Origin of the sequence: Pigmentiphaga sp. H8 (genome assembly GCF_003854895.1) — a bacterium.
In the GTDB taxonomy this organism is placed as follows: Bacteria; Pseudomonadota; Gammaproteobacteria; order Burkholderiales; family Burkholderiaceae_B; genus Pigmentiphaga.
The window spans coordinates 23959-47145 of sequence record NZ_CP033966.1 but is presented as its reverse complement, the minus strand read 5'-3'; the positions used below and the strand labels follow the sequence as shown (position 1 = coordinate 47145).

23 protein-coding genes are annotated in these 23187 nt (G+C 68.9%); 13 read left to right on the top strand and 10 right to left on the bottom strand.

The window, feature by feature from the left end; translation table 11 throughout:
* The first annotated feature begins 12 nt into the window (after window positions 1-12).
* Window positions 13-1017, top strand: coding sequence for a tripartite tricarboxylate transporter substrate binding protein (locus EGT29_RS00225; RefSeq protein ID WP_161567631.1), 1005 nt, complete (start codon window positions 13-15; stop codon window positions 1015-1017).
* Window positions 1018-1163: 146 nt separating this feature from the next.
* Entirely contained in the window at window positions 1164-2204 is a 1041-nt protein-coding gene (locus tag EGT29_RS00220; protein ID WP_124687135.1) for a porin, read from the top strand.
* A 3-nt stretch (window positions 2205-2207) separates the two neighbouring features.
* On the opposite strand, the gene EGT29_RS00215 is transcribed toward EGT29_RS00220, so the two are convergent.
* The 4 genes from EGT29_RS00215 to EGT29_RS00200 all read right to left on the bottom strand — a co-directional run bounded on the left by EGT29_RS00215 (window position 2208) and on the right by EGT29_RS00200 (window position 6115).
* Window positions 2208-3203: a tripartite tricarboxylate transporter substrate binding protein gene (locus EGT29_RS00215; protein ID WP_124687134.1), complete on the bottom strand. Its 996-nt coding sequence runs from the start codon at window positions 3201-3203 to the stop codon at window positions 2208-2210.
* Window positions 3204-3264: 61 nt separating this feature from the next.
* Window positions 3265-4263, bottom strand: a complete 999-nt coding sequence (locus EGT29_RS00210) for a 2Fe-2S iron-sulfur cluster-binding protein (protein ID WP_124687133.1) — start codon at window positions 4261-4263, stop codon at window positions 3265-3267.
* A gap of 11 nt (window positions 4264-4274) precedes the next feature.
* A complete protein-coding gene (locus tag EGT29_RS00205) occupies window positions 4275-4772 on the bottom strand; it encodes an aromatic-ring-hydroxylating dioxygenase subunit beta (RefSeq protein ID WP_161567630.1) in 498 nt (165 codons plus the stop codon).
* On the bottom strand, window positions 4772-6115 hold the full coding sequence (locus EGT29_RS00200; protein ID WP_124687131.1) for a Rieske 2Fe-2S domain-containing protein: 1344 nt from the start codon (window positions 6113-6115) through the stop codon (window positions 4772-4774). The genes EGT29_RS00205 and EGT29_RS00200 overlap by 1 nt, the downstream gene beginning before the upstream one ends.
* Window positions 6116-6217: 102 nt before the next feature.
* Here EGT29_RS00200 and EGT29_RS00195 point away from each other — a divergent pair, with 102 nt between their 5' ends.
* A complete protein-coding gene (locus EGT29_RS00195; protein WP_124687130.1) occupies window positions 6218-7195 on the top strand; it encodes a LysR family transcriptional regulator in 978 nt (325 codons plus the stop codon).
* On the opposite strand, the gene EGT29_RS00190 is transcribed toward EGT29_RS00195, so the two are convergent.
* Genes EGT29_RS00190 through EGT29_RS00180 form a run of 3 tightly spaced genes read right to left on the bottom strand, consistent with a single transcriptional unit; the run spans window position 7184 to window position 10934 of the window.
* Window positions 7184-9406: a xanthine dehydrogenase family protein molybdopterin-binding subunit gene (locus EGT29_RS00190; RefSeq protein WP_124687129.1), complete on the bottom strand. Its 2223-nt coding sequence runs from the start codon at window positions 9404-9406 to the stop codon at window positions 7184-7186. The genes EGT29_RS00195 and EGT29_RS00190 overlap by 12 nt on opposite strands.
* 12 nt (window positions 9407-9418) lie before the next feature.
* Complete coding sequence (locus tag EGT29_RS00185) at window positions 9419-10420, bottom strand: xanthine dehydrogenase family protein subunit M (protein WP_124687128.1); 1002 nt, start codon at window positions 10418-10420, stop codon at window positions 9419-9421.
* Window positions 10421-10430: 10 nt separating this feature from the next.
* A complete protein-coding gene (locus EGT29_RS00180; RefSeq protein ID WP_202865575.1) occupies window positions 10431-10934 on the bottom strand; it encodes a (2Fe-2S)-binding protein in 504 nt (167 codons plus the stop codon).
* Window positions 10935-11132: 198 nt separating this feature from the next.
* Between EGT29_RS00180 and EGT29_RS00175 the strand changes: the two genes are divergently transcribed.
* From EGT29_RS00175 to EGT29_RS00140, 8 genes are all read left to right on the top strand, one after another.
* Window positions 11133-12104: a dipeptidase gene (locus tag EGT29_RS00175; RefSeq protein WP_124687126.1), complete on the top strand. Its 972-nt coding sequence runs from the start codon at window positions 11133-11135 to the stop codon at window positions 12102-12104.
* 16 nt (window positions 12105-12120) lie between these two features.
* Complete coding sequence (locus EGT29_RS00170; protein ID WP_124687125.1) at window positions 12121-12885, top strand: RraA family protein; 765 nt, start codon at window positions 12121-12123, stop codon at window positions 12883-12885.
* Entirely contained in the window at window positions 12882-13247 is a 366-nt protein-coding gene (locus EGT29_RS00165; protein WP_124687124.1) for an NIPSNAP family protein, read from the top strand. Before EGT29_RS00170 ends, EGT29_RS00165 begins: the two co-directional genes overlap by 4 nt.
* Before the next feature lie 44 nt (window positions 13248-13291).
* The gene (locus EGT29_RS00160; RefSeq protein ID WP_124687123.1) at window positions 13292-14269 is read left to right on the top strand and encodes a tripartite tricarboxylate transporter substrate binding protein; all 978 of its coding nucleotides are present in this window, start codon (window positions 13292-13294) and stop codon (window positions 14267-14269) included.
* A 29-nt stretch (window positions 14270-14298) separates the two neighbouring features.
* On the top strand, window positions 14299-15090 hold the full coding sequence (locus tag EGT29_RS00155; protein WP_161567629.1) for an IclR family transcriptional regulator: 792 nt from the start codon (window positions 14299-14301) through the stop codon (window positions 15088-15090).
* 16 nt (window positions 15091-15106) lie between these two features.
* Window positions 15107-15850, top strand: a complete 744-nt coding sequence (locus tag EGT29_RS00150; protein ID WP_124687121.1) for an IclR family transcriptional regulator — start codon at window positions 15107-15109, stop codon at window positions 15848-15850.
* Window positions 15851-16038: 188 nt separating this feature from the next.
* A complete protein-coding gene (locus tag EGT29_RS00145) occupies window positions 16039-16977 on the top strand; it encodes an ABC transporter substrate-binding protein (RefSeq protein ID WP_161567628.1) in 939 nt (312 codons plus the stop codon).
* 67 nt (window positions 16978-17044) lie between these two features.
* The gene (locus EGT29_RS00140; protein WP_161567627.1) at window positions 17045-18013 is read left to right on the top strand and encodes a tripartite tricarboxylate transporter substrate binding protein; all 969 of its coding nucleotides are present in this window, start codon (window positions 17045-17047) and stop codon (window positions 18011-18013) included.
* Window positions 18014-18020: 7 nt separating this feature from the next.
* On the opposite strand, the gene EGT29_RS00135 is transcribed toward EGT29_RS00140, so the two are convergent.
* Both EGT29_RS00135 and EGT29_RS00130 read right to left on the bottom strand, forming a co-directional pair.
* Window positions 18021-18755, bottom strand: coding sequence for an ABC transporter substrate-binding protein (locus EGT29_RS00135; RefSeq protein WP_124687118.1), 735 nt, complete (start codon window positions 18753-18755; stop codon window positions 18021-18023).
* A 60-nt stretch (window positions 18756-18815) separates the two neighbouring features.
* Window positions 18816-19700 carry a LysR family transcriptional regulator gene (locus EGT29_RS00130; RefSeq protein ID WP_124687117.1) on the bottom strand — a complete coding sequence of 295 codons (885 nt, stop codon included), beginning with the start codon at window positions 19698-19700 and terminating at the stop codon, window positions 18816-18818.
* Window positions 19701-19811: 111 nt separating this feature from the next.
* Here EGT29_RS00130 and EGT29_RS00125 point away from each other — a divergent pair, with 111 nt between their 5' ends.
* Window positions 19812-20819 (top strand): tripartite tricarboxylate transporter substrate binding protein, encoded by a 1008-nt coding sequence (locus tag EGT29_RS00125; protein WP_124687116.1) that lies wholly within the window; start codon window positions 19812-19814, stop codon window positions 20817-20819.
* The gene (locus EGT29_RS00120; protein WP_124687115.1) at window positions 20816-22408 is read left to right on the top strand and encodes a sulfatase; all 1593 of its coding nucleotides are present in this window, start codon (window positions 20816-20818) and stop codon (window positions 22406-22408) included. Before EGT29_RS00125 ends, EGT29_RS00120 begins: the two co-directional genes overlap by 4 nt.
* A gap of 27 nt (window positions 22409-22435) precedes the next feature.
* On the opposite strand, the gene EGT29_RS00115 is transcribed toward EGT29_RS00120, so the two are convergent.
* The gene (locus EGT29_RS00115) at window positions 22436-23092 is read right to left on the bottom strand and encodes a GntR family transcriptional regulator (RefSeq protein ID WP_124687114.1); all 657 of its coding nucleotides are present in this window, start codon (window positions 23090-23092) and stop codon (window positions 22436-22438) included.
* Window positions 23093-23187 lie beyond the last annotated feature (95 nt).

The following is a 23187-nucleotide window of genomic DNA, read 5'->3' as shown; positions in this document are numbered from 1 at the left end:
CGAGGAGACGACATGAAACCCACTCACAACATTCCCGCCGCGGCGGCGCGCCACGGGCTTCGCGCCCTGCACGCGCTGGCGCTGGCCACCCCCCTGGCGTGCGCCGTGGCCCAGCCCGCGGGCTTCCCGAACGGCCAGGTCAGGATCGTCGTGCCGGGCCCGGCCGGCAGTTCCATGGACCAGTCGGCGCGCACCCTGTCCGACCCCCTGAGCAAGGCCTGGGGCGTACCCGTCGTGGTGGAGAACCGGCCCGGCGCCGGCACCACCATAGGCAGCGACGCCGTCGCGCGCGCCGCTCCGGACGGCCACACGCTGCTGTTCACCTCGACCGCGTTCGTGCAGGCGCCCTCGCTCTACCGCAACCTGACCTACGACCCCATCAACAGCTTCGTGCCCGTGGCCCAGGCTGCCGACGCGCCGCTGTGGCTGGCCGTGAACGCCGGCATCCCGGCCCGGACCGTGCGCGAATTCATCGCCCTGGCCAAGGCGGCGCCCGGCAAGTACACCTACGCCTCGCCCGGCGCGGGCACCACGCCCCATCTGCTGGGCGGCCTGCTGGCCAAGGAAGGCGGCGCCGACATGCTGCACGTGCCCTACAAGGGCACCCCGCCCGCCGTCATGGACGTGGTGGGCGGCCGCGTCTCGGCCGTCTTCGCCAGCTATTCCACGTTGGCCCCGCAGGTCGAGGCCGGCAAGCTGCGCGTGCTGGCCAGCACCGGTCCCACGCGTTCCGCGCTGACGCCCACCGTGCCGACCATGAAGGAGGCGGGCTTCTCGAACTTCGGCCTCGTGGGTTTCGAGGGCCTGCTGGCCCCGGCGGGAACGCCGGCGCCGGTCGTCCAGGCCATCGCCCGCGCGGTGGCGCAAGTCGGTGCGACGCCGGAAGTCAAGGCCAAGTACGCCTCGGTCGGCCTCGTACCGGTGGAAAGCTCGCCCGAGGCCTTTTCGCAACTGGTCCGCGACCAGCTCCAGGCCTGGAAGGCCATCATCGCCAACGCCGGCCTGCAGCCCGAATAACCGGCCTCCACCTTACGCACGACCGCGTCGCGCGCCGTCCCGGCGGACGGCGCCGGCCCGCTGCGCGTCCGCGCAGCCCGGGCCGGTCCCCGCGCGCCCATGCTTCCCCCAAACGAGCCAGCCACGACTGGCAACGGAGACACCCGATGAAGACATTCAAGCCCCTGCTGGCCCTGGCGGCCGCCGCCCTGGCGCCCGGCCTGGCCCACGCCCAGGGCAACGTCACCCTGTATGGCATCGTCGATGCCTCGATCGAGTACATCAAGTCCGGCGACAACAAGGCCACGCGGCTCCAGTCCGGCGGTCTGACCCAGTCGCGCTGGGGCCTGCGCGGCACCGAGGACCTCGGCAACGGCAACCGGGCGCTGTTCGTGCTGGAGGGCCGCTTCAACGTCGACGACGGCACCCAGGTGGGTGGCCAGTTTTTCGGCGGCCGGTCGGTGGTGGGCCTGTCCGGCCGGTGGGGCACGCTGACGGCGGGCCGCGAGTACAGCCCCATCTACGACCTGAAGATCCGCTCGAACGCCTTCAACGTCGCGCCGTACAGCACCTCCCAGGTGCTGATGGCCGCCGGCGTCTCGCGCACCGACAACGCCGTCCGCTACGACAGCCCGGTCTGGAAAGGCTTGCGCGCGGGCCTGTTCTACAGCCTGGGAGCGGAAAGCACGACCCAGGGCAAGATGGGCCGCCATGCCGGCGCGGCCGGCCAGTACCAGCGGGGCCCGCTGTACCTGGGCCTGGCCTGGAACCGCGTCGACGTGCTGAACGCCGGCGTGCACGCCACCAACGAATGGATGGCCGGCGGCAGCTACGACCTGGGGCGCGCCAAGCTCTACCTGAGCTACTGGCAGTTCCGCACCGACAACGGCGCGGCGCCCGATGCGCGGGTCGGCCTGTGGACGCTGGGCGCCAGCTTCAACGTCACGTCCAGCGGCCGCCTGCTGGGCAGCCTGGGCCTGCTCGATGCATCGCGGCCGGCCGCCGCCTCGGGCAACGACGCGCGCCAGATCACGCTGGGCTACGAATACGACCTGTCCAAGCGGACGACGCTGTATGCCCAGTATTCGCACGTCGCCAACAAGGCGGCCGCCAACTACCAGCTGAGCCGCTTCGCCAACAGCGGCGTCGGCACCGGCAGCGTCTCGGACCCGACCGCCTTCCAGGTCGGCATGCGGCACTCGTTCTAGGCGCTAGCGCGTGATGCCCTTGCTTTCGATCAGCGCGCCCAGCATGTCGTAGTCCTTCCGGAGGTTCTTCTTGAACTCCTCGGGCGTGGTCATGTAGGGATCGGCCGACAGTTCCTTCAGCCGCGCGCGCACGTCGGGCGCCTCGGCCGCCTTCGCGAAGGCCTGATGGATGCGGGCCACCAGCGCCGGCGGCGTGCCCGCCGGCACGAACAGGCCGGTCCACTGGTGCGGATTGAACGTGGGATAGCCCGCCTCGGCGAAGGTGGGCACGTCCGGCAGCGCGTCCATGCGCTTGTCGCTGGTGACCGCCAGCGCCCGCACCTTCCCGCCCAGCGCCTGGGGCACCGCCAGGGTGGCCGAGATCAGCAGCGCCTGCACGTGCCCGCCCACCAGATCGGTCATGGCGGGGCTGCCGCCCTTGTACGGCGCATGCACCATGTCCATCCGGGTCATGTCCTTGAACACCTCGAAGAACAGATGGTTGCTGGTGCCCGCCCCGGGGCTCGCGTAGGAATACTTGCCCGGCGCGGCGGCGGCGAACGAGACCAGTTCCTTGACGGACTTCACCGGCAGCGAAGGATTGACCAGCATGACCAGCGGAATGCGCACCAGTTGGCTGACCGGCTGGAGGTCCCGGAACATGTCGTAGGACAGCCCCTTGTAGAGATGCGGATTGGCCGGCACGCCGTCGGCGGTCATCAGCAGCGTGTAGCCGTCCGGCTCAGCCCGCGCCACGGCGCCTTCGGCCACGGTCCCGCCGGCCGCGGGACGGTTCTCGATGATGACCGGCTGGCCGAAGATCTCGGCCAGGCGCGGCTGGAAGGCCCGGGCGATGATGTCGGTCAGCCCGCCGGGCGCGAAGGCCACGACGACGCGGATGGGCTTGGCGGGCCAGGCTTCCTCTTTCGCGCCGACGGCGGCGTGAGCGGACAGCAGGCTGCCGGCCACGAGCAGACAGGCGGCGCGCCGGGTACGGACGGACGGAATGGACTTGGGCATGCTTGTCTCCAGTAGGTATGGCACTGCGTGACACTGCGGTCACTTGCGATCCGGCCCGCGTTCAGGCCGAGGGAAGAAACTTCTCGGCCCGGACCCGGTGGCGGTCCACGCCCCGCGCCGCCAGCCAGCCGGCGCAGGACTCGATCATGGGCGGCGGGCCGCACAGATAGACATCGGGCGCATCCCGCAGCATGTCCTCGCGCAGCAGCTGCGTGACGTGGCCGGCGGCGCCGGTCCATCCTTCGCTGGAGACCGCGATGCGCTCGATCTCGACAGGCAGGACGGCTGCCAGCTCGGCCAGTTGCTCGTGGGCGAAGAACTCCGCCGCCGCGTTGGCCCCGACCAGCAGCCGGATCGGCGGCGCGGCCCGGGGCGCGCGCGCCAGGTGGCCCAGCATGGACAGGAAAGGCGCCAGCCCCGTCCCTCCGGCGATCAGCAGCAGCGGCCGGCCATTCTCGCGCAGGTAGAAATGACCGGACGGCGGCGTCAGCGCCAAGGTGTCGCCCACCGTGGCGCGCTGGGCGAGGTAGGTGCTCATGGCGCCGTCCGGCACCAGCTTGTGGAAGAACTCCAGCAGCTTGCTTCCCGGCAGGTTGGCGAACGAATAGGCCCGCGACACGCCGGCGCCGGGCACCGACAGGTTGGCGTACTGGCCCGGCAGGAAGTCCAGCGGCGCGGCCGTCTCCAGCCGCGTCCGCACGACCGTGGACGAGACGCGCTCGACCGCCGCCAGCCGCGCCTCGATGGACGCCGGCGCCTGTCCGGCCTGGAAGCTGGAAGGATAGGGCAGTTCCACCACGCAGGACGAGCGCGGCCGCATCTTGCACAGCAGCGTCTGCCCCTGGTCGCGTTCCTCGCGCGACAAGGCCTCGTCGCTGTAGTCGTCCAGCTCAAACTCGCCCGCCGTGCACCAGGCCTTGCATTCGCCGCACGCGCCCTCCAGGCAGTCGTGGGCCAGTTGCACCGAGGCGCGATAGGCGGCCTGGTAGACCACCTCGCCGGACCGGGCAGGAAAGCGGACCGTCCTGCCGTCCTCGAAGATCGCGGTGATGTCATGCATGGCGCGGCCACCTAGATATGATAGACATCGACCGTGCCTTCGATCTTCTCGTCGATCATCACGATGCGCTTGCGGGCGATCTTCAGGCCGCCGTCCGTGCGCCGCAGCGTGTAGTCGTAGCGCCCGCCCCGCGTGGCCTGGCCGCGCGGTCCCACGCAATGCACCAGCCAGGACGCACTGACCTCGACCTCGTCGCCGGACTGCCCGGTGACCAGGATGTTGGTCGTCTGGTGCGCGGTGCGGTCCAACGGCAGCGACGCGAACGAGTCGCGGCTGCGGATGCGGAACACGCGCTCCTCCAGCCCCAGCCGGGAATCCATGTGCATCAGGCAAAGCTGCGTGCGCGGGTCGGTGGTCAGGGCGTCCTCCGACAGCCAGGCGGGCACGAAATACTCGACGTCCGGCGCGAACAGATCCAGCCAGGCGTCCCAGTTCTTCTCATCCAAGTAGATGGCCTCGCGGGCCAGCAAGGTGGATACCTGCACGTGCAGGTCGGTATCGACGACCATCAGCCCCGCTCCTCGTTCATCACCCGCAGCCAGTGGCGGTAGTAGCCCTGGTAGAAGACCTCGTGGTCCCAGTTGTCGGAAGCCGCGACCGCCTCGCAGCCTATGTCCATCAGCGGCCGGCATTGCGCCCCGGGCTGCATGGCCTTCTCCCCCCGGCCGTAGTCGTTCCACCGGCTGAGCCGGGCTTCGCCGCCGACGGCGGTGTCCTCCAGCGCGGCGATGTCGTCCGAGGTGGCCATGCCCGTGGGCAGGTAGAAATCCACGAACTTGCGCAGCCGCGACGCCCGGGCCTCGGGGCTTTCGCCGCGCGGCGCGATGCACTGGATGCGGACTTCGGTGCGGTCGGCCGACAGCGGACGCAGGATGCGGATCTGCGTCGAGGGCTGGTCGAACAGCAGCATGTTGGGGAACAGGTAGAGATTGCGGCCCATGCCGACCATCCAGTCCACCTTGCGTTCGTCGAACTCGCCCAGCAGGCGCTCGCGGGCCTCGTACAGCGGCGCGGCCTCCGGCGTCGAGCGCCGGGCCCAGATGCCGATGTGCCCGTTGCCGAAATCCGCGGTGCCCGATTCGACCCTGCCCACGATGCGGCCGGCCTCGGTCTTCTGCGTGCCGGCGCCGCCGCGCGCTTCCTCGCGCATGGTCATCGTGGCGGCGAAGACGCGGTGGACGGTGCTGACGTGGTAGCCATCGACGCCGTTCTCGCCGCCCATCTTCCAGTTGCCGCGGATGATGTAGGTGGAATCGCCCTCGACCACTTCCAGCCCCTCGGGCGACTGGTCCACCATCAGGTCTATCCAGACCCGCGTCGGTCCCAGGTGATCCGCCAGTTCGCCCACCTCGGCGCGCAGGCTGCCGAACACGAAGCCCCGATAGCTTTCCACCCAGGGCACCACCTTCAGGCCGAAGCCGTCGCGCAGGCTCTCGTCGTCCGCGTAGGCGCCGGTCTCCTGGTTCTTGATCTTGATGCAGCGCCCCGTCTCGGCATAGGTCCAGCCGTGGAACCGGCAGGTGAAGCTCCGGGCCGACCCCTTGCGCAGCGGCGCGACCACCGTGCCGCGGTGCGCACAGGCATTGGCGAAGGCGCCGATGCTGCCGTCCTTGCGGCGGTTCACCACCACGGGCTGGCGCCCCATGTAGCGCGTCACGTAGTCGCCGTGCCGGGGCAGCTCGCTCTCGTGGCACAGGTAGACCCAGCCGCTTTCGAAGATGCGGGCCATCTCGGCGTCGAACAGCGCCGGATCCCGGTAGATCCCGCGATCGACCAGGAACCTGCCGCCGTTCGCCTCGTCCAGCACGTACCCGGAGAAGCCGGGCCCGCTGGCGGATATCGATGTCGTCATCGTCTCGCTCCACTCGATGTGGAGCGAATCTTAGGTTTGGGGGTGATATATGTAAAATGAAATGATTGAATCTCACTCATTCTTTGGAAGAATGACAAAGGCATGGACAAGCCGCTGTCGCGCAAGCTGGACCTGAACCTGCTGGATCTGTTCGACGCCATCTACCGCACGCGCAACCTCACGGCGGCGGGCAAGGCGCTGGGGCTGAGCCAGCCCGCGATGAGCCACGCGCTGGCCCGCCTGCGCGACATGTACGGCGATCCGCTGTTCGTGCGGCTGGCCAAGGGCGTCGAGCCCACGCCCTTCGCCGACGAACTGGTGGGCCCCGTGTCCCAGGCCTTGCAGATCCTGGCCCAGACGCTGGAGAAGGGCTCGTTCGTGCCGGCGACCGCGCGCCGCGTGTTCCGCCTGGCGATGACCGACATCGGCGAGCACACCTTCCTGCCCCGACTGATCCGCCATCTCCAGCACCATGCGCCGCAGCTGTGCGTGGAGACCATCGCCACCAGCGCGAGCCCGGAAGAACTGGCCCAGGAACTGTCGAAAGGCACCATCGACCTCGCGCTGGGCGCCATCAACCCTGACATCGCCGGCGTGCGCAGCCGGATCCTGTTCTCGGACGTCTATGCCTGCGTGGCGCGGCCGTCCACCGTGCCGCGCGGCACGCTCAGCCTGCCCGAATTCAAGCGGGCGCGCCATGTGGTGCCGAACGTGGCGGGCACCAACCACTCGACGCTGATCGAGCGCATGCTGGTCGCCAACGGCATGAGCGAACAGGTGGTGGCGCGGGTGACGCACTTCCTGGCCATCGCCGAACTGGTGGCCGATACCGACGTCGTCGCCATCATGCCGCGCAACCTCGCGCTGTCGGTGGCGCGGCGCTGGGGCCTGTGCCACTTCGCGCCGCCGGTGCAGATGCCGGGCTACGACGTGATGGTGTACTGGCACAAGCGCCACGACCAGGAGCCGGGCAACACCTGGCTGCGGGAGGCGATCGTGGAACTGTTCCGGGGCGGGCCGCAACCGGCCGGCACCGCGGACGGAGCCACGGCTGGAAAGCGCCGCCGGTCAGCCCGCTGACCGCGCCTCCAGCAGCGCCTCGATCTTCACCGGCAGGTCCCGCACGCGCACGCCCGTGGCATGGTGGACGGCCGAGGTAATGGCCGCCGCCACGCCCGCCAGTCCGATCTCGCCGATGCCGCGAGCACCCAGTTCGTTCAGCACGGTATCCGGATGCTCGACGAAGTGCACGTCGATGTCCGGCGCGTCGGCATGGGTGGCGACCATGTAGTCCGCCAGGTTGCTATTGATGGGCGCGCCCTGGCGCGGATCGTAGGAGGTTTCCTCCAGCAGCGCCATGCCCAGCCCCATCACGACGGCCCCCTCGATCTGGTTGCGGCCGGTGCGCGGATTGATGATGCGCCCGGCATCGATCACCGTCACGACGCGGGTCACGCGCAGCCGGGCGATGGCCGGCTCCCAGGTCACCTCGACGAAATGCGCGCCGAAGGAATGCATGGAATGGCGCCTGGCCTGGGGATCGGCGTCGCTGCCCTGGGATTGTCCGTGGCCCTCGACCTGCCCGATACCCGCCGCGCGCAGCACGTCCTGGAAAGAAACCCCGGACGACGGCGGCCGGCCTTCGCCATGCAGGCGGCCATCGGTCAACCGCAGGTCTTCGGCCGCCAGGTTCGCCAGTTGCGGGATGCCGGCGCGCGCGGCGCAGGCGGCCAGTTGGCGGACCGCCTCGCGGGCGGCGGCCAGGACCGCGGGCACCAGCGAACCGGTGGCCATCGAGCCCCCCGACGTGGGTCCCGGAGGCAGCGAGGTATCTCCCAGCGCCACCTCGATGCGGTCCGGCGGCAGGCCCAGCACCGAGCCCGCCATCTGCGCCATCACGGTATAGGTGCCGGTGCCGATGTCCTGCGTGGCGCTGGCCACCCGCGCGGTGCCGTCGGCCCGCAGCGTCACGCTGGCCTGCGCTTTCAGCCTGACCGCCATCCACGAACAGGCCGCCATGCCCCAGCCCAGGACCAGGCCGTCGCGCCGCATGGACCCCACGCGCGGATCGCGCCGCGCCCAGCCGAAGCGCTCCGCGCCTTGCAGCAGGCACTCGCGCAGGTGGCGCGACGAGAACGGCAGGCCGGCCGCCTCGTCCCGTTCGGGTTCGTTGCGCAGCCGCAGTTCGACCGGATCCATGCCCAGCTCGATGGCCAGCTCGTCCATGGCCGATTCGATCGCGTACAGGCCGGGCACGGCGCCGGGCCCGCGCATGGACGTGGTCGGCGCGATGTTGCGCCGCGCCGACCCATAGGCCGCGCGCAGGTTGGGCGTGCTGTACAGGAAACCGGTCGCCTCGCCGCAGTTTTCCTTGTGGTATTCGTCCATCGCCACGTGGAACAGGTAGTCGTGCCGCAACGACGTCAGCCGGCCGTCCCGGGTGGCGGACAGGCGCACGCGCTGGCTCGTGTTGGAGCGATGCCCGACGTTGTGGAACATCATGCGGCGGCTCAGCACCAGCTTGACCGGCCGGCCCAGGTCGCGCGCCGCGGCGGCGGCCAGCAGCGAATGCCCCCAGGGCCACAGCTTGCTGCCGAAGCCCGAGCCCACGTGCTCGGTAACGATGCGGACGCGGTCGTCCGGCACGTCCAGCATCCGCACCATCGCCGCCTTGTGGTTCACGATGCCCTGCGTGCTTTCGTACAGCGTGTAGCCGCGGCCGTCGTGCACGGCCACGGTGGCGTGCATCTCCAGGGGATTGTTGGTCTCGGGGGGCGTGGTGTAGGTATGGTCGATGCGGATCGCGGCGCGGTCGAACTCGGCGGCCGCATCGCCCCGCTCGGTGTCCACGCGCGGCTCGTCGTCGGCCGCGAGATCCATGGACACGTCGGGCGTCTGCGCCTCGTACTCCACGGCCACCGCCGCCGCCGCGGCCATCGCCTGCTCCAGCGTGTCGGCTACCACCAGCGCCACGTACTGGCCGTAGTAGCGGATCTCGTCGTCCTCCATGGGCGGGCGGTACTCGTCCAGCTTGGCCGTGCTCTCTTCCACGCGCGGAAAGCGGCCGATGTTCTCGCGGGTATAGACCTTGCGCACGCCCGGCATGCCGCGGGCGACGCCGGCCTCGATGTCCACGATGCGTCCCTTGCCCACGGTGGCGCATACGGGCACGGCGTGCAGCATGTCCGGGAAGCCGTGGTCCGCCGCGTAGCGTGCGCGGCCCGTCACCTTCAACGGTCCTTCCACCCGGATGTGGCCGGCGCCTATGGGGGATTCGGTGTGCTGGGTCATCGTTGCTCTCCGTCAGCCCGCGGCCGTGGCGGTATTCAGGGCATGGACCAGGCAGCGCCGCGCCAGCTCGACCTTGAAGGCGTTCTGGCTGTGCGGCCGCGCCTCGCGCAGCAGTTCCCGCGCCGCCGCATCGAACACCGCCGCCGAAGGCGCCCCGCCCGCCAGCAGGACGTCCGCCGGCGCCGAACGCCAGGGCCGCGTGCCTATGCCGCCCATGGCGACGCGCGCGGTCTTGATGCTGCCGTTGGCCATGGTGACGACCACCGCGGCCGAGGCCAGGGCGAATTCATAGGATGCGCGGTCCCGCAGCTTCAGGTAGTGGGAACGGGTGCCGGCGGGCAGGGGCGGCAGCGTCACGTGCGTGATCAGCTCGCCTGGCTCCAGCACCGTCTCGCGCTGCGGCGTGTCGCCCGGCAGCACGAAAAAATCGTCGATACCCACCGTGCGGGCGCCCTCGGGCCCCTGGATGTCGATCGTGGCGCCCAGCGCCATCAGCGCGACGTTCATGTCCGAAGGGTTGCTGGCGATACAGGCTTCGCTGGTCCCCAGCACCGCCAGGTTGCGGTGGTAGCCGCCGATGGCCGGGCAGCCCGAGCCCGGCTCGCGCTTGTTGCAGGGCATCGCCACGTCGCGGAAATACACGCAGCGGGTCCGCTGCAACAGGTTGCCGCCGGTCGTCGCCATGTTGCGCAACTGCGCCGAAGCCCCGGACAGCAGCGCTTGCGACAGCACCGGATAGCGCTCGCGGATCAACGGATCCTGCGCCAGGTCCGAATTGCGTACCATCGCGCCGATGCGCACGCCGTGCTCGGGCGTGGCCTCGATGCGGTCCAGCGGCAGATGGCTGATGTCGATCACCATGGCCGGCCGTTCGACGTCCAGCTTCATCAGGTCGATCAGCGTCGTGCCGCCCGCCAGGAACCGGACCGTCGAGCCCTGGCGGTCCTCGGCATAGGCCGCGGCGCCCACCGCCTGGGCCACGTCTTCGGCCCGCCGCAACTGGAATATTTCCATGGCCGCCCCGCTACGCGATGCCGCGGCGCGCCTGCCGCACGGCCGCCAGGATGTTCTGGTAGGCGCCGCAACGGCACAGGTTGCCGCTCATGGCTTCCCGGATGTCGGCGTCCGTCTCGCCGCAGGGCTCGGACAGCAGCGCCGCCGCCGACATGATCTGGCCGGCCGTGCAATAGCCGCACTGATAGGCATCCTGCTCCAGGAAGGCCGCCTGCACCGGGTGCAGTTGGCCGTCCCGGGCCAGCCCTTCCACCGTGGTCACCTCCCGGCCATCCAGCGTGGCCGCCAGCACCAGGCAGGCGTTGACGCGCCGGCCGTCCAGGTGGACGGTACAGGCGCCGCACTGCCCGTGGTCGCAGCCCTTCTTGGTCCCGGCCAGGGCCAGGTGTTCGCGCAGGCAATCGAGCAGGGTGGTGCGGGGGTCCAGGCGCAGTTCGTGGCGCGCGCCGTTGACGGTCAGGCCCACTTTCGTCGACAGGAACATGGCGGGCTGCGAGGCGGGGGTAGGGCACATGGCGATCTCCGGAAGACTCGAAGCCGCAGCAACTGTCGTTCCCGCTCCGGCCCGGCCGGGAGCGGGCGATTGCGCCGTTTCGTCCATTTGGTCCACATACCGGACCATCAATCTCGACATGGGGATCAGCCGAACAGAAAATCCTGCTCTCGCCGGTCCATATTACGGACCAGCAAATCACTAGGAAAGCCATCGAGCATGATCAAGGTATTCGACTTGCTGAACGGCGCGCGCATGACCGCCGCCTACGCCGAAGCCAGCCTGGCCCACGGCGTGGAAGCCGTCCACATCACGCTGAACAATTTTCGCGGCATCAATCCCATTCCCGACCTGCGCCATTCGCTGAATCAGTTGGCGGACTACCGCGCGCACCTCGCCACCCTGTCGGACCTGGTCCAGGTGGTCGAGGACGGCGACGGCTTCGAGCGCGCCAGGCAGGCAGGCAAGCTGGGCATCGTGCTGGGCTACCAGAACGTGCCGGGCGTGGAGCGCGACCTGAAACTGATGGAGCTCTTCCACGCGCTGGGCGTGCGCGTGATCCAGGTCGCGCACAACATCCGCAACCTGTATGGCGACGGCTGCGCCGAGCCGGCCGACGCCGGCCTGTCCTCGCTGGGACGCGAGCTGGTGGCCGTGCTGAACGACCTGGGCATCGTCATCGACCTGTCGCACGTGGGCGACCGCAGCGGCCTGGACGTACTGGCCATCTCGCGCCATCCGGTGGCGGTGACGCACGCCAATGCCTACGCCCTGTGCCCCAACGCCCGCAACAAGAGCGACGCCCTGCTGGACGCGCTCAAGGCCAACGGCGGCGTGCTGGGCATCACCTACCTGCCGCCGCTGGTGCGCATGCCGGGCGAGACGCCGGGCGTGCAGGACGTGGTGGCGCACATCCGCTATGCCATCGACCGCATCGGCGTGGCGCACGTGGGCATAGGCTCGGACTTCATCACCGACCAGCCGGCCGAACGCTACCAGGAATTCATGCGCAAGCCCGAGGTCTACGGAACCTGGCCGTGGCGCTATCCCATCGACGACCTGCAGGCCCAGCAGGACATGCTGGCCGGCCTGGCGGACATCGGCCTGGCGCGCCGCGACATCGACGCCATCGCCCGCGACAACTTCCTGCGCCTCTTTCGCATCGTGATGGCGGGCACGCCCGCCGCCTGACCTCCAAGGACATCCCATGACCAGCAAGACTCCCCTGGGCAAGCTGCCCGCCGCCGTCTTCGGCGACCTCGACATCCCCCGCTATCCGCAGGCCGTCATCGACGCCTTCCTGGCGCTGGAGGACCTGACCGGCACCGTGTCCGACGCCATGGACGAGCTGGGCCTGTGCGGCGTGGTGCCGGGCTGCGACCTGCCGCCCACCCTGCCCGGGCGGCGCATGGCCGGCCCGGCGCTGACCCTGCGCAACGTCGAGCAGCGCGACGACGCCTACAAGGGCGCCAAGGACCGCATCTCCAAGATGGCCGAGATCGAGGCCCACAACCTGGCCGAGCCGGGCGACGTGCTCGTCATCGAAGGCGTCGTGGGCGTCTCCAACATGGGCGGACTGTCGGCCGCCATCGCCAAGCGCCAGGGCGAGGCGGGCGCCGTCATCGACGGCGCCATCCGCGACGTGGAACAGTCGCGCTCGCAGGACTTCCCGATCTGGTCTCGCGGCGTCAGCTCCATCACCGGCAAGTGGCGCCTGGAAACCGTCGCCATCAACGGCATCGTGCACATACGCGGCGTGCAGGTGCGGCCCGGCGACCTGGTGGTGGCCGACGAAGGCGCGATCTGCTTCATCCCGCGCGAAGCCGTCGAGACGGTGCTCAAGCGCGCCCAGGAAATCGGCGAAGGCGAGGCCCGCCGCTACCGCGACATCCAGGACGGCATGCCCATTCCCGAACTGGCCAGGCGCACCCACGTCTACAAGTTCAGCCAGGACCAGCGGGAGGCGACATGATCATCGAACAGCGCCTCTATACCTACCACCCGGGCAACCTCGACGCCTTCGTCGCGCTCTACAGGAAGGAAGGCATGGCCGCCCAGATGCGCCACCTGCCCGCGCTGCTGGGCTACTACGTGAGCGAGATCGGCGCCCTGAACCAGACCGTCACGCAGTGGGGCTACCGCAGCCTGCAACAGCGCATGGACTGCCGCGAGGCGCTGTTCGCCGATCCGGACTGGAAGGCGTTCCTGGTCCAGGCCAGGCCGCTGATGCTGGCGCAGGAGTGCCGCATCCTCAAGCCGGCGCCCTTCTTCCGCGAACGCCTGGCCCACCTCATCGACGACGCGCGCGGCCTCGACCTGTCCGGCCAACCCTGACGCGCCACGACACGGGCCGCGACAGGCCCGCAACGGAGACACTCATGTACAAATCCCTCATCCACTGGACGGCCGCCTTCGCGCTGGCCGCCACCGCCACCCTGCCAGCCCGCGCGGCCGATTTCCCCACCCGCCCCGTGCGGCTGCTGGTGCCGTTCTCGCCGGGCGGCGGCATCGACCAGCTGGCCCGCATCGCCGCGGTGAAAATGGCCGAAGACCTCAAGCAGCAGGTCGTCGTGGAAAACATGGCCGGCGCCGGCGGCGCCATCGCCGCCAAGACCGTGGCCAACGCGGCGCCCGACGGCTACACCCTGATCTTCAATTCCTCGTCCGCCGTCGCCACCGGCCTGCTGGGCAAGGAGCGGTTGGGCTTCGACCCGGTCAAGGACTTCGCGCCCGTATCCCTGGTCGCCCAGTTCCCCCTGGTCATGGTGGTCAATCCCAAGGTGCCGGCCAGGAACATGAAGGAGTTCGTCGAACTGCTCAAGAAGAATCCCGACAAGTACAACTACGGGTCTTCCGGCAACGGCACCGCCATCCACCTGGCCTCGGAACTGTTCAAGACCCTGGCCGGCGTCAACATGCAGCACGTGCCCTACAAGGGCACGGCGGCCGCCATGCAGGACCTGCTGGGCGGACGCATCCACATGATGCTGGACGGCGTGCCGCCGCAGATCGGCAACATCCATGAAGGGCGGGTGCGGGCACTGGGCGTGACCACCACCGAACGCTCGCCCATGCTGCCCGACGTGCCCACCGTGGCCGAAGCCGTGCCCGGCTACGCATTCCCGTTCTGGGTCGCGATCTACGCGCCGGCCGGCACGCCCAAGCCCGTCCTGGACCGCCTGGCAGCAGCCGTCTCGGCCGCCGCGAAAGACCCGCAATCGCGCCAGCGATTCAAGGACGCGGGGTCCGAGGCCGTCGGCTCCACGCCCGCGGAACTGGCCGCGTTCTGGAAACAGCAGATCGATCTGTACAGCGGCATCGTCAGCAAGACCGGCATCAAGCTAGACGGCGAGTGACGGCCATCCTGCGTGCTACGATGCGCGCCATGAACCGTCCCGACACCAGCGGCGCGCAGACCGTGGACCGGGCCGTCGCGGTGCTGCGGCTCCTGGCGTCGGCCGGCGAATCCGGCCTGCGCCTGATCGACCTCCAGCATGCCTCCGGCCTGTCCAAGCCCACCGTCCACCGGCTGCTGACCTCGCTGCTGCAGCATGGCCTGGTCGAACAGGACGAAGACACCCGGCGCTACCGCCTGGGCATGGAAATGGCGGTGCTGGGCTGGTCCGTCTCCAGCGGCCGCGCCGACCTGCGCCAGCTGTGCGGACCCGACATGCAGGCGCTGGCCGACGAAACCGGCGACACTGCCTTCCTGGCGGTGCGCTCGGGCTACGACACCGTCTGCATCGAACGCAAGATGGGCCCCTATCCCATCAAGGCCTTCACCGTCGACGTCGGCACGCGCCGACCGCTGGGCGTGGGGGCGGGCGGCATCATCATGATCGCGGCCCTGCCCGAGGACGAAGCGGAACTGGTGTTCGAATCGATACGCGAACCGCTGCGGGCCTATCCCAACGTGTCCGAACCGTCGCTGCGCGCCGCCGTCGCGCGGGCGCGCGAGGACGGCTATGCGCTAAGCGACGGCCTGGTCATGACCGGCGTGCGCGGCCTGGCGGTGCGGGTGTCGGATGCGCACGGCGCGCCCATGGCGGCGCTGAGCCTGAGCGCGGTGGAAGACCGGATACGGCCCGAGCGGGTGCCGGCGCTGGTCAAGGCGCTGGAGGAAAGAAGAAAGCGGATCGAGCGCAGCCTGGCGGGGCCTGGGCGGCGCCTGCGGTAGCCCAGGAGACCTTCCCATGATCGACAAGACCCTTTCGAAGGGCCTGAAATTGCTCGAGGCCCTGGCGGACAGCGATACGCCGCGCGGGGTCACCAACATCGCCAGCGAACTCGAACTGTCCAAGAGCAACGCGCACCGTCTGTTGCAGACGCTGGCCGCGCTCGGCTATGTCGATTCCGTCGAAGGCAAGTATTTCGCCACGCCCAAGATCTGGAGCCTGGGCGAAAAGATCGTGGGACGGCTGGCGGTGCGCACCGTGGCCTTGCCGGAAATGGAAAGCCTCGCGCTCGAGACGCGTGAAACGGTGCATCTGTCGATACTCGACAAGACCGAGGTCATCTACCTCGAGAAGATCGACAGCCCGCAGCCCATCCGGGCGTACACCGAGGTCGGCGGCCGGGCGCCCGCCAGCGCCGTCGCGACGGGCAAGGCGATGCTGGCCTACCAGGACGACGACATCATCGCCGCCGCAGCCGCGGCGCTCGCTCCCCACACGCGGCTGTCCCTGGCCGACGACGCGGCCCTGCGCAAGGAACTCGCCGGCGTGCGCAAGCTCGGCTATGCGGTCAATCGCGGCGAATGGCGGGAACGGATAGGCGGACTGGCCGCACCCGTCTTCAACCGCCACGGCAAGGCCGTTGCGGCCATCGGCATTTCAGGCCCGACCGACCGCCTCACGCCCAAGCTGATGCGCGACCATGCGCAGCGGGTGTGCGAAGCCGCCCGCCGGGTCTCGGAAAAACTCGGCTCTTCCGCCTGACCCTGTTCCCCTTCGCTTCCGCCTGACCGCCTCGCGTCCCCATGGGGACGCCGAGGCCGTCGCACGTCGTCCGCGCACGCATCTCCCGATTGACGGCCTTGCGCGCCGATGCTTATCATAGGTTCATATTTCGATACGCTGTTCTCTATTTCAGAACAAACGCGGCAACGCATGGAAGGGAGACATTCATGCAAGAGGCACACAAGGGGCCGGGCAGACCGTACCGGGTCGGCCTGATTCACGTCGTCGCGAAAGGCGACCCGGTCATCGACACGCAAGACATCGTCGATTTCAAGCGGGGCATGGAGACCATCGGCTATCGGGAAGACGTCGACGTGGTCTACCAGGAGCTGTACGGCAACCGCGATCCCGACCTCGTCCAGGCCCATGCCGACGCCCTCGTGGCCTGGCCCGCGGACGTGATCGTCTCTTTCCTGACCAACGCCAACATCGCCCTCAAGCAAGCTACGCGGGAAGTCAGGATTCCCGTCGTCTGCTGGGCCACCAACCACATCGAGGCGGGGCTGGCAGAAAGCTACAGGCGGCCAGGCATGAACTTCACCGGTTTCTCCTACATCCCCTACAACAACTGGGCCAAGGTCAGGCTGCTGAAGATGGCGGTTCCGGGCCTGACCCGCATCGGCCATCTGTACAACCCGACCTATTCGCCCGCGCCCGCCGTGATGCGCGAGTTCGCCGAGGCCGCGCGCACCATGGGCTGCGAGATGCCGATCTATGAAACGCTGCGGATCGAGGACTTCGAGCCGAGCATCCGCGCCATGAAGCGGGACGGCTGCCAGGCCGTCCTGGTGGGGCCCCATGCCTTGTTCAACATGAACGGCGACGTGCTGGGCAAGCTCTTCCTGGACGCGCGGCTGCCCGCCGTGGGCAACCAGTTGTCCATCACCCGCGCGGGCGGCCTGGCGACCATCAGTCCGGGCAAGAAGAAGGGTTGGCCGATGATGGCCCAGGTCGTCGACCAGATCCTGCACGGGGCGGATCCCGCGGAAATCCCCATCGACCGCAGCATGCGCGGCCCGACCACGCTCAACCTGAAGAATGCCGGCCTGCTCGGACTCCAGCTTCCCTCGTCCTTGATCGACGAGGCGGACGTGTTGATCGAGTGAGCATCCGTTCCGGGCATCGACGTGACAGACAGCCAACACATCCACTGAGGTCGGTCGTATGGACAGCATGAAATTCCTCGCATTCGCCGGTTTGCTCGCGGGCACGATGGCCACCACTCCCGGCGCCGCGGCCGACGCATCGAACTACCCCGAGCGGCCGATACGCGTGGTCGTCAACTACGCGCCGGGCGGCAGCAGCGATTCCCTGGCGCGCGCGGCACTGGCCGATCTGGAGCCCATCCTGGGGCAAGGCGTCATCGTCGACAACCGCCCGGGCGCCAACGGCAACATCGGCACGGGTTTCGTCGCCAAGTCCCCGCCCGACGGCTATACCCTGGGCGTCAGCGGACTGTCGGGCGTCACCAATTCCTTCCTTTACCGCAACCAGAGCTACGACTTCTTCAAGGACCTCGTTCCCGTCGCCATGATCGCCCGCAACCCGGGCGTGCTCATCGTCAACAAGTCCCTGCCGATACGCACGGCCCAGGAACTGGTGCAATACGCCAAGGCGCGCCCGGGCAAGCTGAACTTCGCCTCCGGCGGGCGCGGATCCAGCCTGCACCTGAACGGCGAGATCTTCAAGAGCGCCGCCGGCGTGGACATCGTCCACGTTCCCTATCGCGGAGAAGCGCCGGCCTTGAACGACCTGGTGGGTGGACAGGTGCAGATGATGTTCGCGGTGCTGGCCTCGGCCAAACCCTTCATCGACCAGGGACTGGTCCGGGCGCTGGCTGTGACCAGCCCGGAACGCACGGACCTGATGCCCAGCCTGCCCACCTTGCGCGAATCGGGCATCGGCTTCGGGCTGTACTCGTGGGCGGCGATCTTCGCGCCCGCCAGCACGCCCAGGCCCATCCTGGAGAAACTGAACGTGTCGATCAGAAAGGCCATCGCCCAGCCCAAGACCACCGAACGGCTACGGGAAATGGGGGCCGAGACCGTGGACATGGACCTCGCGCAGATCAAGGCCTACACCGACCAGGAACAGCGGTTCTGGTCGGACGTGTTCTCCAGACTGCACGTACAGATGGACTAGGGCCTGTTCAGCCTTCGGCGCGGGGCACCGCCGCGCCGGTGATCCCATGGCGCGCCAGCGCCTCCTGGACGAACCCCGACGCCTTCATTTCCTCGACGAAGGCGCGCAGGTAGTCGGCCGCGGCCTCGCCGCGCGACTTGGGCACGCCCATGGCCTGCCGGATCAGCATGAAGTGGCCAGGCAACAGATGCACGCCGCCCAGCCGCGCGGCGTCGGCCTCGAGCTGCTGGCGCACGCCCGCCGCCACGTCGGCCCCGCTTTCCAGGAACACGTCGACCACGGCCGGCGACGTGGCCGCCCGCTCGATGCTGGCCTGCTGCAGGCTGCGGCTCAGGTAGAGATCGTAGGCGCTGCCCTTGCCGACCGTGACCCGCACGCCCGGCCGGTCCACGTCGGCATGGGCGGCGATGGGCGAACCGTCGCGCACCAGGTAGGCCCCCTCGATCACCACGTAGGCATCGGTGAACGAGATGAGCTCGCCGCGCTTGGGATCGATGGCGAAAAAGCCGATGTCGGCCTGTTCGGCGGCCACGGCCTCGACCGACTCGCCCGCCGACGGAAAAACCACCAGTTCCAGTTCCACGCCCAGCCGCCTGGCCAGTTCCCGCGCCAGGTCCACCGACACCCCGCGCGCGCCGTGCGGGCCGTCGCGGCTGGCCAGTATGGGATTGCCGACATTGATGGAAGCGCGCAGGACCTGCTTGGGCGTGAAGGCGGCGCGGAGGGCTTCGGTCGGTTGCATGGGCGGGCTCGGGGGCGATGTCAGGCCAGTGGAAAGAGTACACGAAACAGGCGGCGTGCCTCATCCGGTCTCGGCCAGTTCGCGTATCGCCGCCTCGAGCCGCCGGACGGGGTCCTCGACGGGCCCGGGATAGCGATACAGGCAGACGTCGTACTGCGGCAGCCCTTCGACGATCATCAGGCGTTGCAGCGGCGCACCGCCGAAGCTGTCGGCGATCTTCTGCATGGGAATGATGCCCATCAGGTCGCTTTGCGAAACGACCGTCATCAGGGTCAGGTAATCCGGGCACTGCGCGACGATGCGTGGCCCGGTCAGCTTGCGGACCCGGAACGCTTCCTCGGCCATGCCGCCGGGCGAACGGTCCTTGCCCACCACCACCCAGCCCACGTCGCGCAGTTCCATCAGCGACCCTGCCTGGGCCAGCGGATGGCCCTTGCGCGAGAAAATGGCCGGCTCGTTCCTGAACAAGGGCACTTCGAGCAGATGCGGATAAGCCGCGCTGCGGGGCCGCGGGCATATCGCCAGGTCCAGGTCGCCCGCCTCCAGGGACAGCAGCAGCTCCTGCGACGACCCGTTGAAAATGCGCAGGGGCGCCGCTTCGCCCTGTGCGGCCCAGCCGGATACCAGGCGGGGGCCATAGGCAAGGGCCGCGCCGGCCGAGATGCCCAGCCGGACGCCACGCGCAGGCAGCGGTTGCTCCTGGGCCTCCCGAAGATGGCGAAGGGTGATGTCGAACCGGCTCGATTGGGCCGCCAGGGTATGCGCCGCCGGCGTCGGCAACGCGCGGCCGCCGACACGCGTCATCAAGGGCATGCCCAGCTCCCGCTCCAGGGCCTGGAGCGCCTGGCTGATGGCGGGCTGCGTCACGCCCGCCTCGCGCGCGGCGGCCGACAACCCGCCTTTTTCCACCACCAGCCGGAGGAAATCGAGATGCCGTGTGTTCATAAGGATTGCTTATGGAGAGAAGCGGGCGTGCATTGCATTCGAGGGGCCCGCTTCACAAACTTGTGACCGGGGCGGCGCATTGCCGCCGGATCGGAATTGGAGACGAATCGAATGCTATCTACTTTGGCAAGACGCCCGCGCCGCGGGGCCAAGGGCCCGGTGCTGGCCTGCCTGCTGCTGGGCCCGTGGCTGGCGTTGACGCCACCCGGCGCCCAGGCGTTCCCGGACAAGCCCATGCGCATCATTATTCCATACACCCCCGGCGGCCCGGTCGACCTGACCGTGCGCCTCATCCAGCCGCAACTCGAAGCGGCCTTCGGCAAGCCCCTGGTCGTGGAGTACAAGTCGGGAGCCGGCGGCGCGATAGGCGTGCAGAGCGCCGCGGCGGCCAAGCCTGACGGCTACACGCTGGTCGTGGCCGCCACCAACAACATCGTCATCGATCCCTTCCTGAAGAAGGGCCAGACCTTCGACCCCCTGCGCGAACTCCAGCCGCTGATCAAGGTGGCGGAGATTCCAGCCGTGCTGTTCACCAACCGGCAGCAGGACGCGAAGAACTGGGAGGCCTTGCGCGCCGGCGCGGCCAGGACCGAAAGGGTGCTGAACTTCGGTTCGCCCGGCGTCGGCACCACGCCCCATCTGTCCAGCATCCTGCTGGCGAAAGCCACCGGCCTGCCCATCACGCACATCGCCTATCGCGGCGCGCAGCCCGCGGTGCAGGCGCTGTTGGCCGACGAGGTCCAGTTGTTCATGGGTGCCGCCGGCCTGCTTGCGGGACAGGTCCAGAGCGGCCAGGTCGTTCCCCTGGCCGTCTCGGCCCGCGAACGGCTGGCCGTGATGCCGGACGTGCCGACCGTCAGGGAGGCCGGCATACCCGACGTGCTCGCCAACAACTGGCTGCTGCTCGCCGCGCCCAAGGGCTTGCCACGCGACGTCGCCGAACGCATCGAGCAGGTCTTCGGCCAAGTGCTTCGCTCGCAGGAAAGCCGTTCGCGCTACGCGGCGCAAGGCATGGTGCCATCGGGCAGGACAGGCGCGGCGCTGCTGGCCGACCTGCGGGCCGAGGCCGGGAAGTGGCGGACCCTGATCCGCAGCGAAGGGCTGGAGGAGGGCCAATGACACCGCGTCCCAACTTCCTGGTGTTCATCACCGACCAGCATCGCGCCGACCACCTGGGCTGCTATGGCAACCCCATCGTCAGGACGCCGCACATCGATGCGCTGGCCGCGCAGGGCACGCGCTTCGACCGCTTCTACGTGGCCAGTCCGGTCTGCATGGCCAACCGGGCCACCTTGATGACGGGCCGCATGCCGTCCCTGCATGGCGTCCGGCACAATGGCATCGCGCTGTCGCGCGATGCGACGACCTTCGTCGACCTGCTGCGCGCGGGCGGCTACCGCACCGCGCTGATCGGCAAGTCCCACCTGCAGAACATGGGCCACGATGGACCGGGCCGCAAACGCTGGGCGGCGGGGCGGGGCGATCTGGATCCTCCGGCCGCCCTGCGCGATGCCAGCATCCGCTCCCGGGCGGGGGCCGCCTACGACAACGAGTGGACCCCTTATTGGGAAGAAAACCCGGGGCACACGGTCTCCCTGCCCTTCTATGGCTTCGACCACGTGCGCCTGTGCACTTTCCACGGCGACCAGGTCGGCGCCGACTACGCGCGTTGGCTGGAAGCCCGCCATCCGGATTCGGACCGCTTGCGCGGCAGGGAGCACGCCATCCCCGACGGCCGCTACGGCGCGCCGCAGGCATGGCGCACGCGCGTGCCGGAATCGCTCTATCCGACGTCGTACATCGCGGACGAAGCCGCCGGCTTCCTGTCCGGCCTGGATCAGGGCAGTGGCGACGCCCCCTTCTTTCTCGCCTGCTCCTTCCCCGATCCGCACCATCCCTATACGCCGCCCGGGAAATACTGGGACATGTACGATCCGGATCGCATCGTGCTGCCCGCCTCCTTCTGGAATCGCGATTCGACTCCGCTGGTTTCGTCGGTGCACCGCGACACCGCCCAGGGCCGGTACAGCCGCGAAGGCTACATACCGTTCGGCGTCACCGAACGCGAAGCGCGGGAGATCATCGCGCTGACCTACGGCATGATCTCGATGATCGACGATGCGGTCGGCCGCATCATGGCCGCGCTGCGGGAAAGCGGGCAGGACCGGAACACGGTCGTCCTCTTCACCAGCGACCATGGCGACTGGATGGGCGATCACGGCCTGATGCTCAAGGGCCCCCTGCATTACCAGGGCCTGATCCGGGTGCCTTTCATCTGGCGCGATCCCGCCGCCGACCGGCCGCCGCATGCCGTCGATCAGGGCATGGCCGGCACCGTGGATATCGGCCGCACCGTGCTGGGCCGCGCCGGCATCAATCCCTACAACGGCATGCAAGGCATCGATCTGCTGGCTCCATCGAGACCCGCCGGGCGAACCATGGTGGTCGAGAGCGAACAGGTCATGCACAAGTTCGACCAGGGCCGTTCATTCAGAGTAAGGAGCCTGCTGGACCCGCGCTATCGCCTGTCGGTATCGGACATCGACGAGATCGGCGAACTCTACGATCTGGACGAGGATCCGGCGGAAACGACCAATCTCTGGACGTCCGCGCCGCATCAGGCAGTGAAGGCGCGCCTGCTCGAACGGCTTTGCCGCGAGCAGATCCGGCTGGGGGACGACGCGCCGTTGCCTACCGCCCTGGCCTGAGGCGTCCGTTCCGTCCGGGAAGGGCGGTCAGCCGTGTGCCCCGGCGCGCTGCTCCTCGATCTGCTCCATCACATGGAGCGTCAGCCGGGTGGTGTGGCTGCGCATGGCCAGGTAGGCCTGCTCGGGCTGCCCGGCCAGCACCGCTTCCACGATTTTCTCGTGTTCGCGGTGGGAAGTCTCGAAGCGGCGCTCGACGCCGCTTTGCGCGGCGCGGACCGGCGCCAGCCGGTCACGCAGGTTTTCCACCTGCGCCACCAGGGTCTGGTTCTGCGTGCCCTGGCAGATGAGCTGGTGGAAGCGCGCGTTGAGCTTGAGATAGGCGTCGGCATCGCCGCGCTCGGACACCTGCTGGGTTTCCTCGTGCAGCAGTTCGAGCTGGCGGCGCTGCATCGCGCTCATGCGCTGGGTGGCGATGCGGCAGCACAGCGACTCCAGTTCGCACAGCGCCTCCAGCATGTCGGCAAGCTGCTCGGCGCTGACGTTGGCCACCACGCCGCCCCGGCGCGGCACCAGTTCGATCAGGCCACGGGCGTTGAGCAGGCGCAGCGCCTCGCGGATGGGGGTACGCGATACCTGGAAACGCTCCGCCAGCGAGGGCTCCTCGAGCTTTTCGCCCGGGGCCAGGGTACCCGCGATGATCTCGTCAGCCAGCGACTGGCTGATCCGAGCGGCAATGGTGGTCACGAAAGCATCCTTCTATATGGGCCATCGAATGCCCGCGGATTATACGCGGCACCCATCCCGGCATGAACACGAACGGCATGCGGATATGCTCGTGC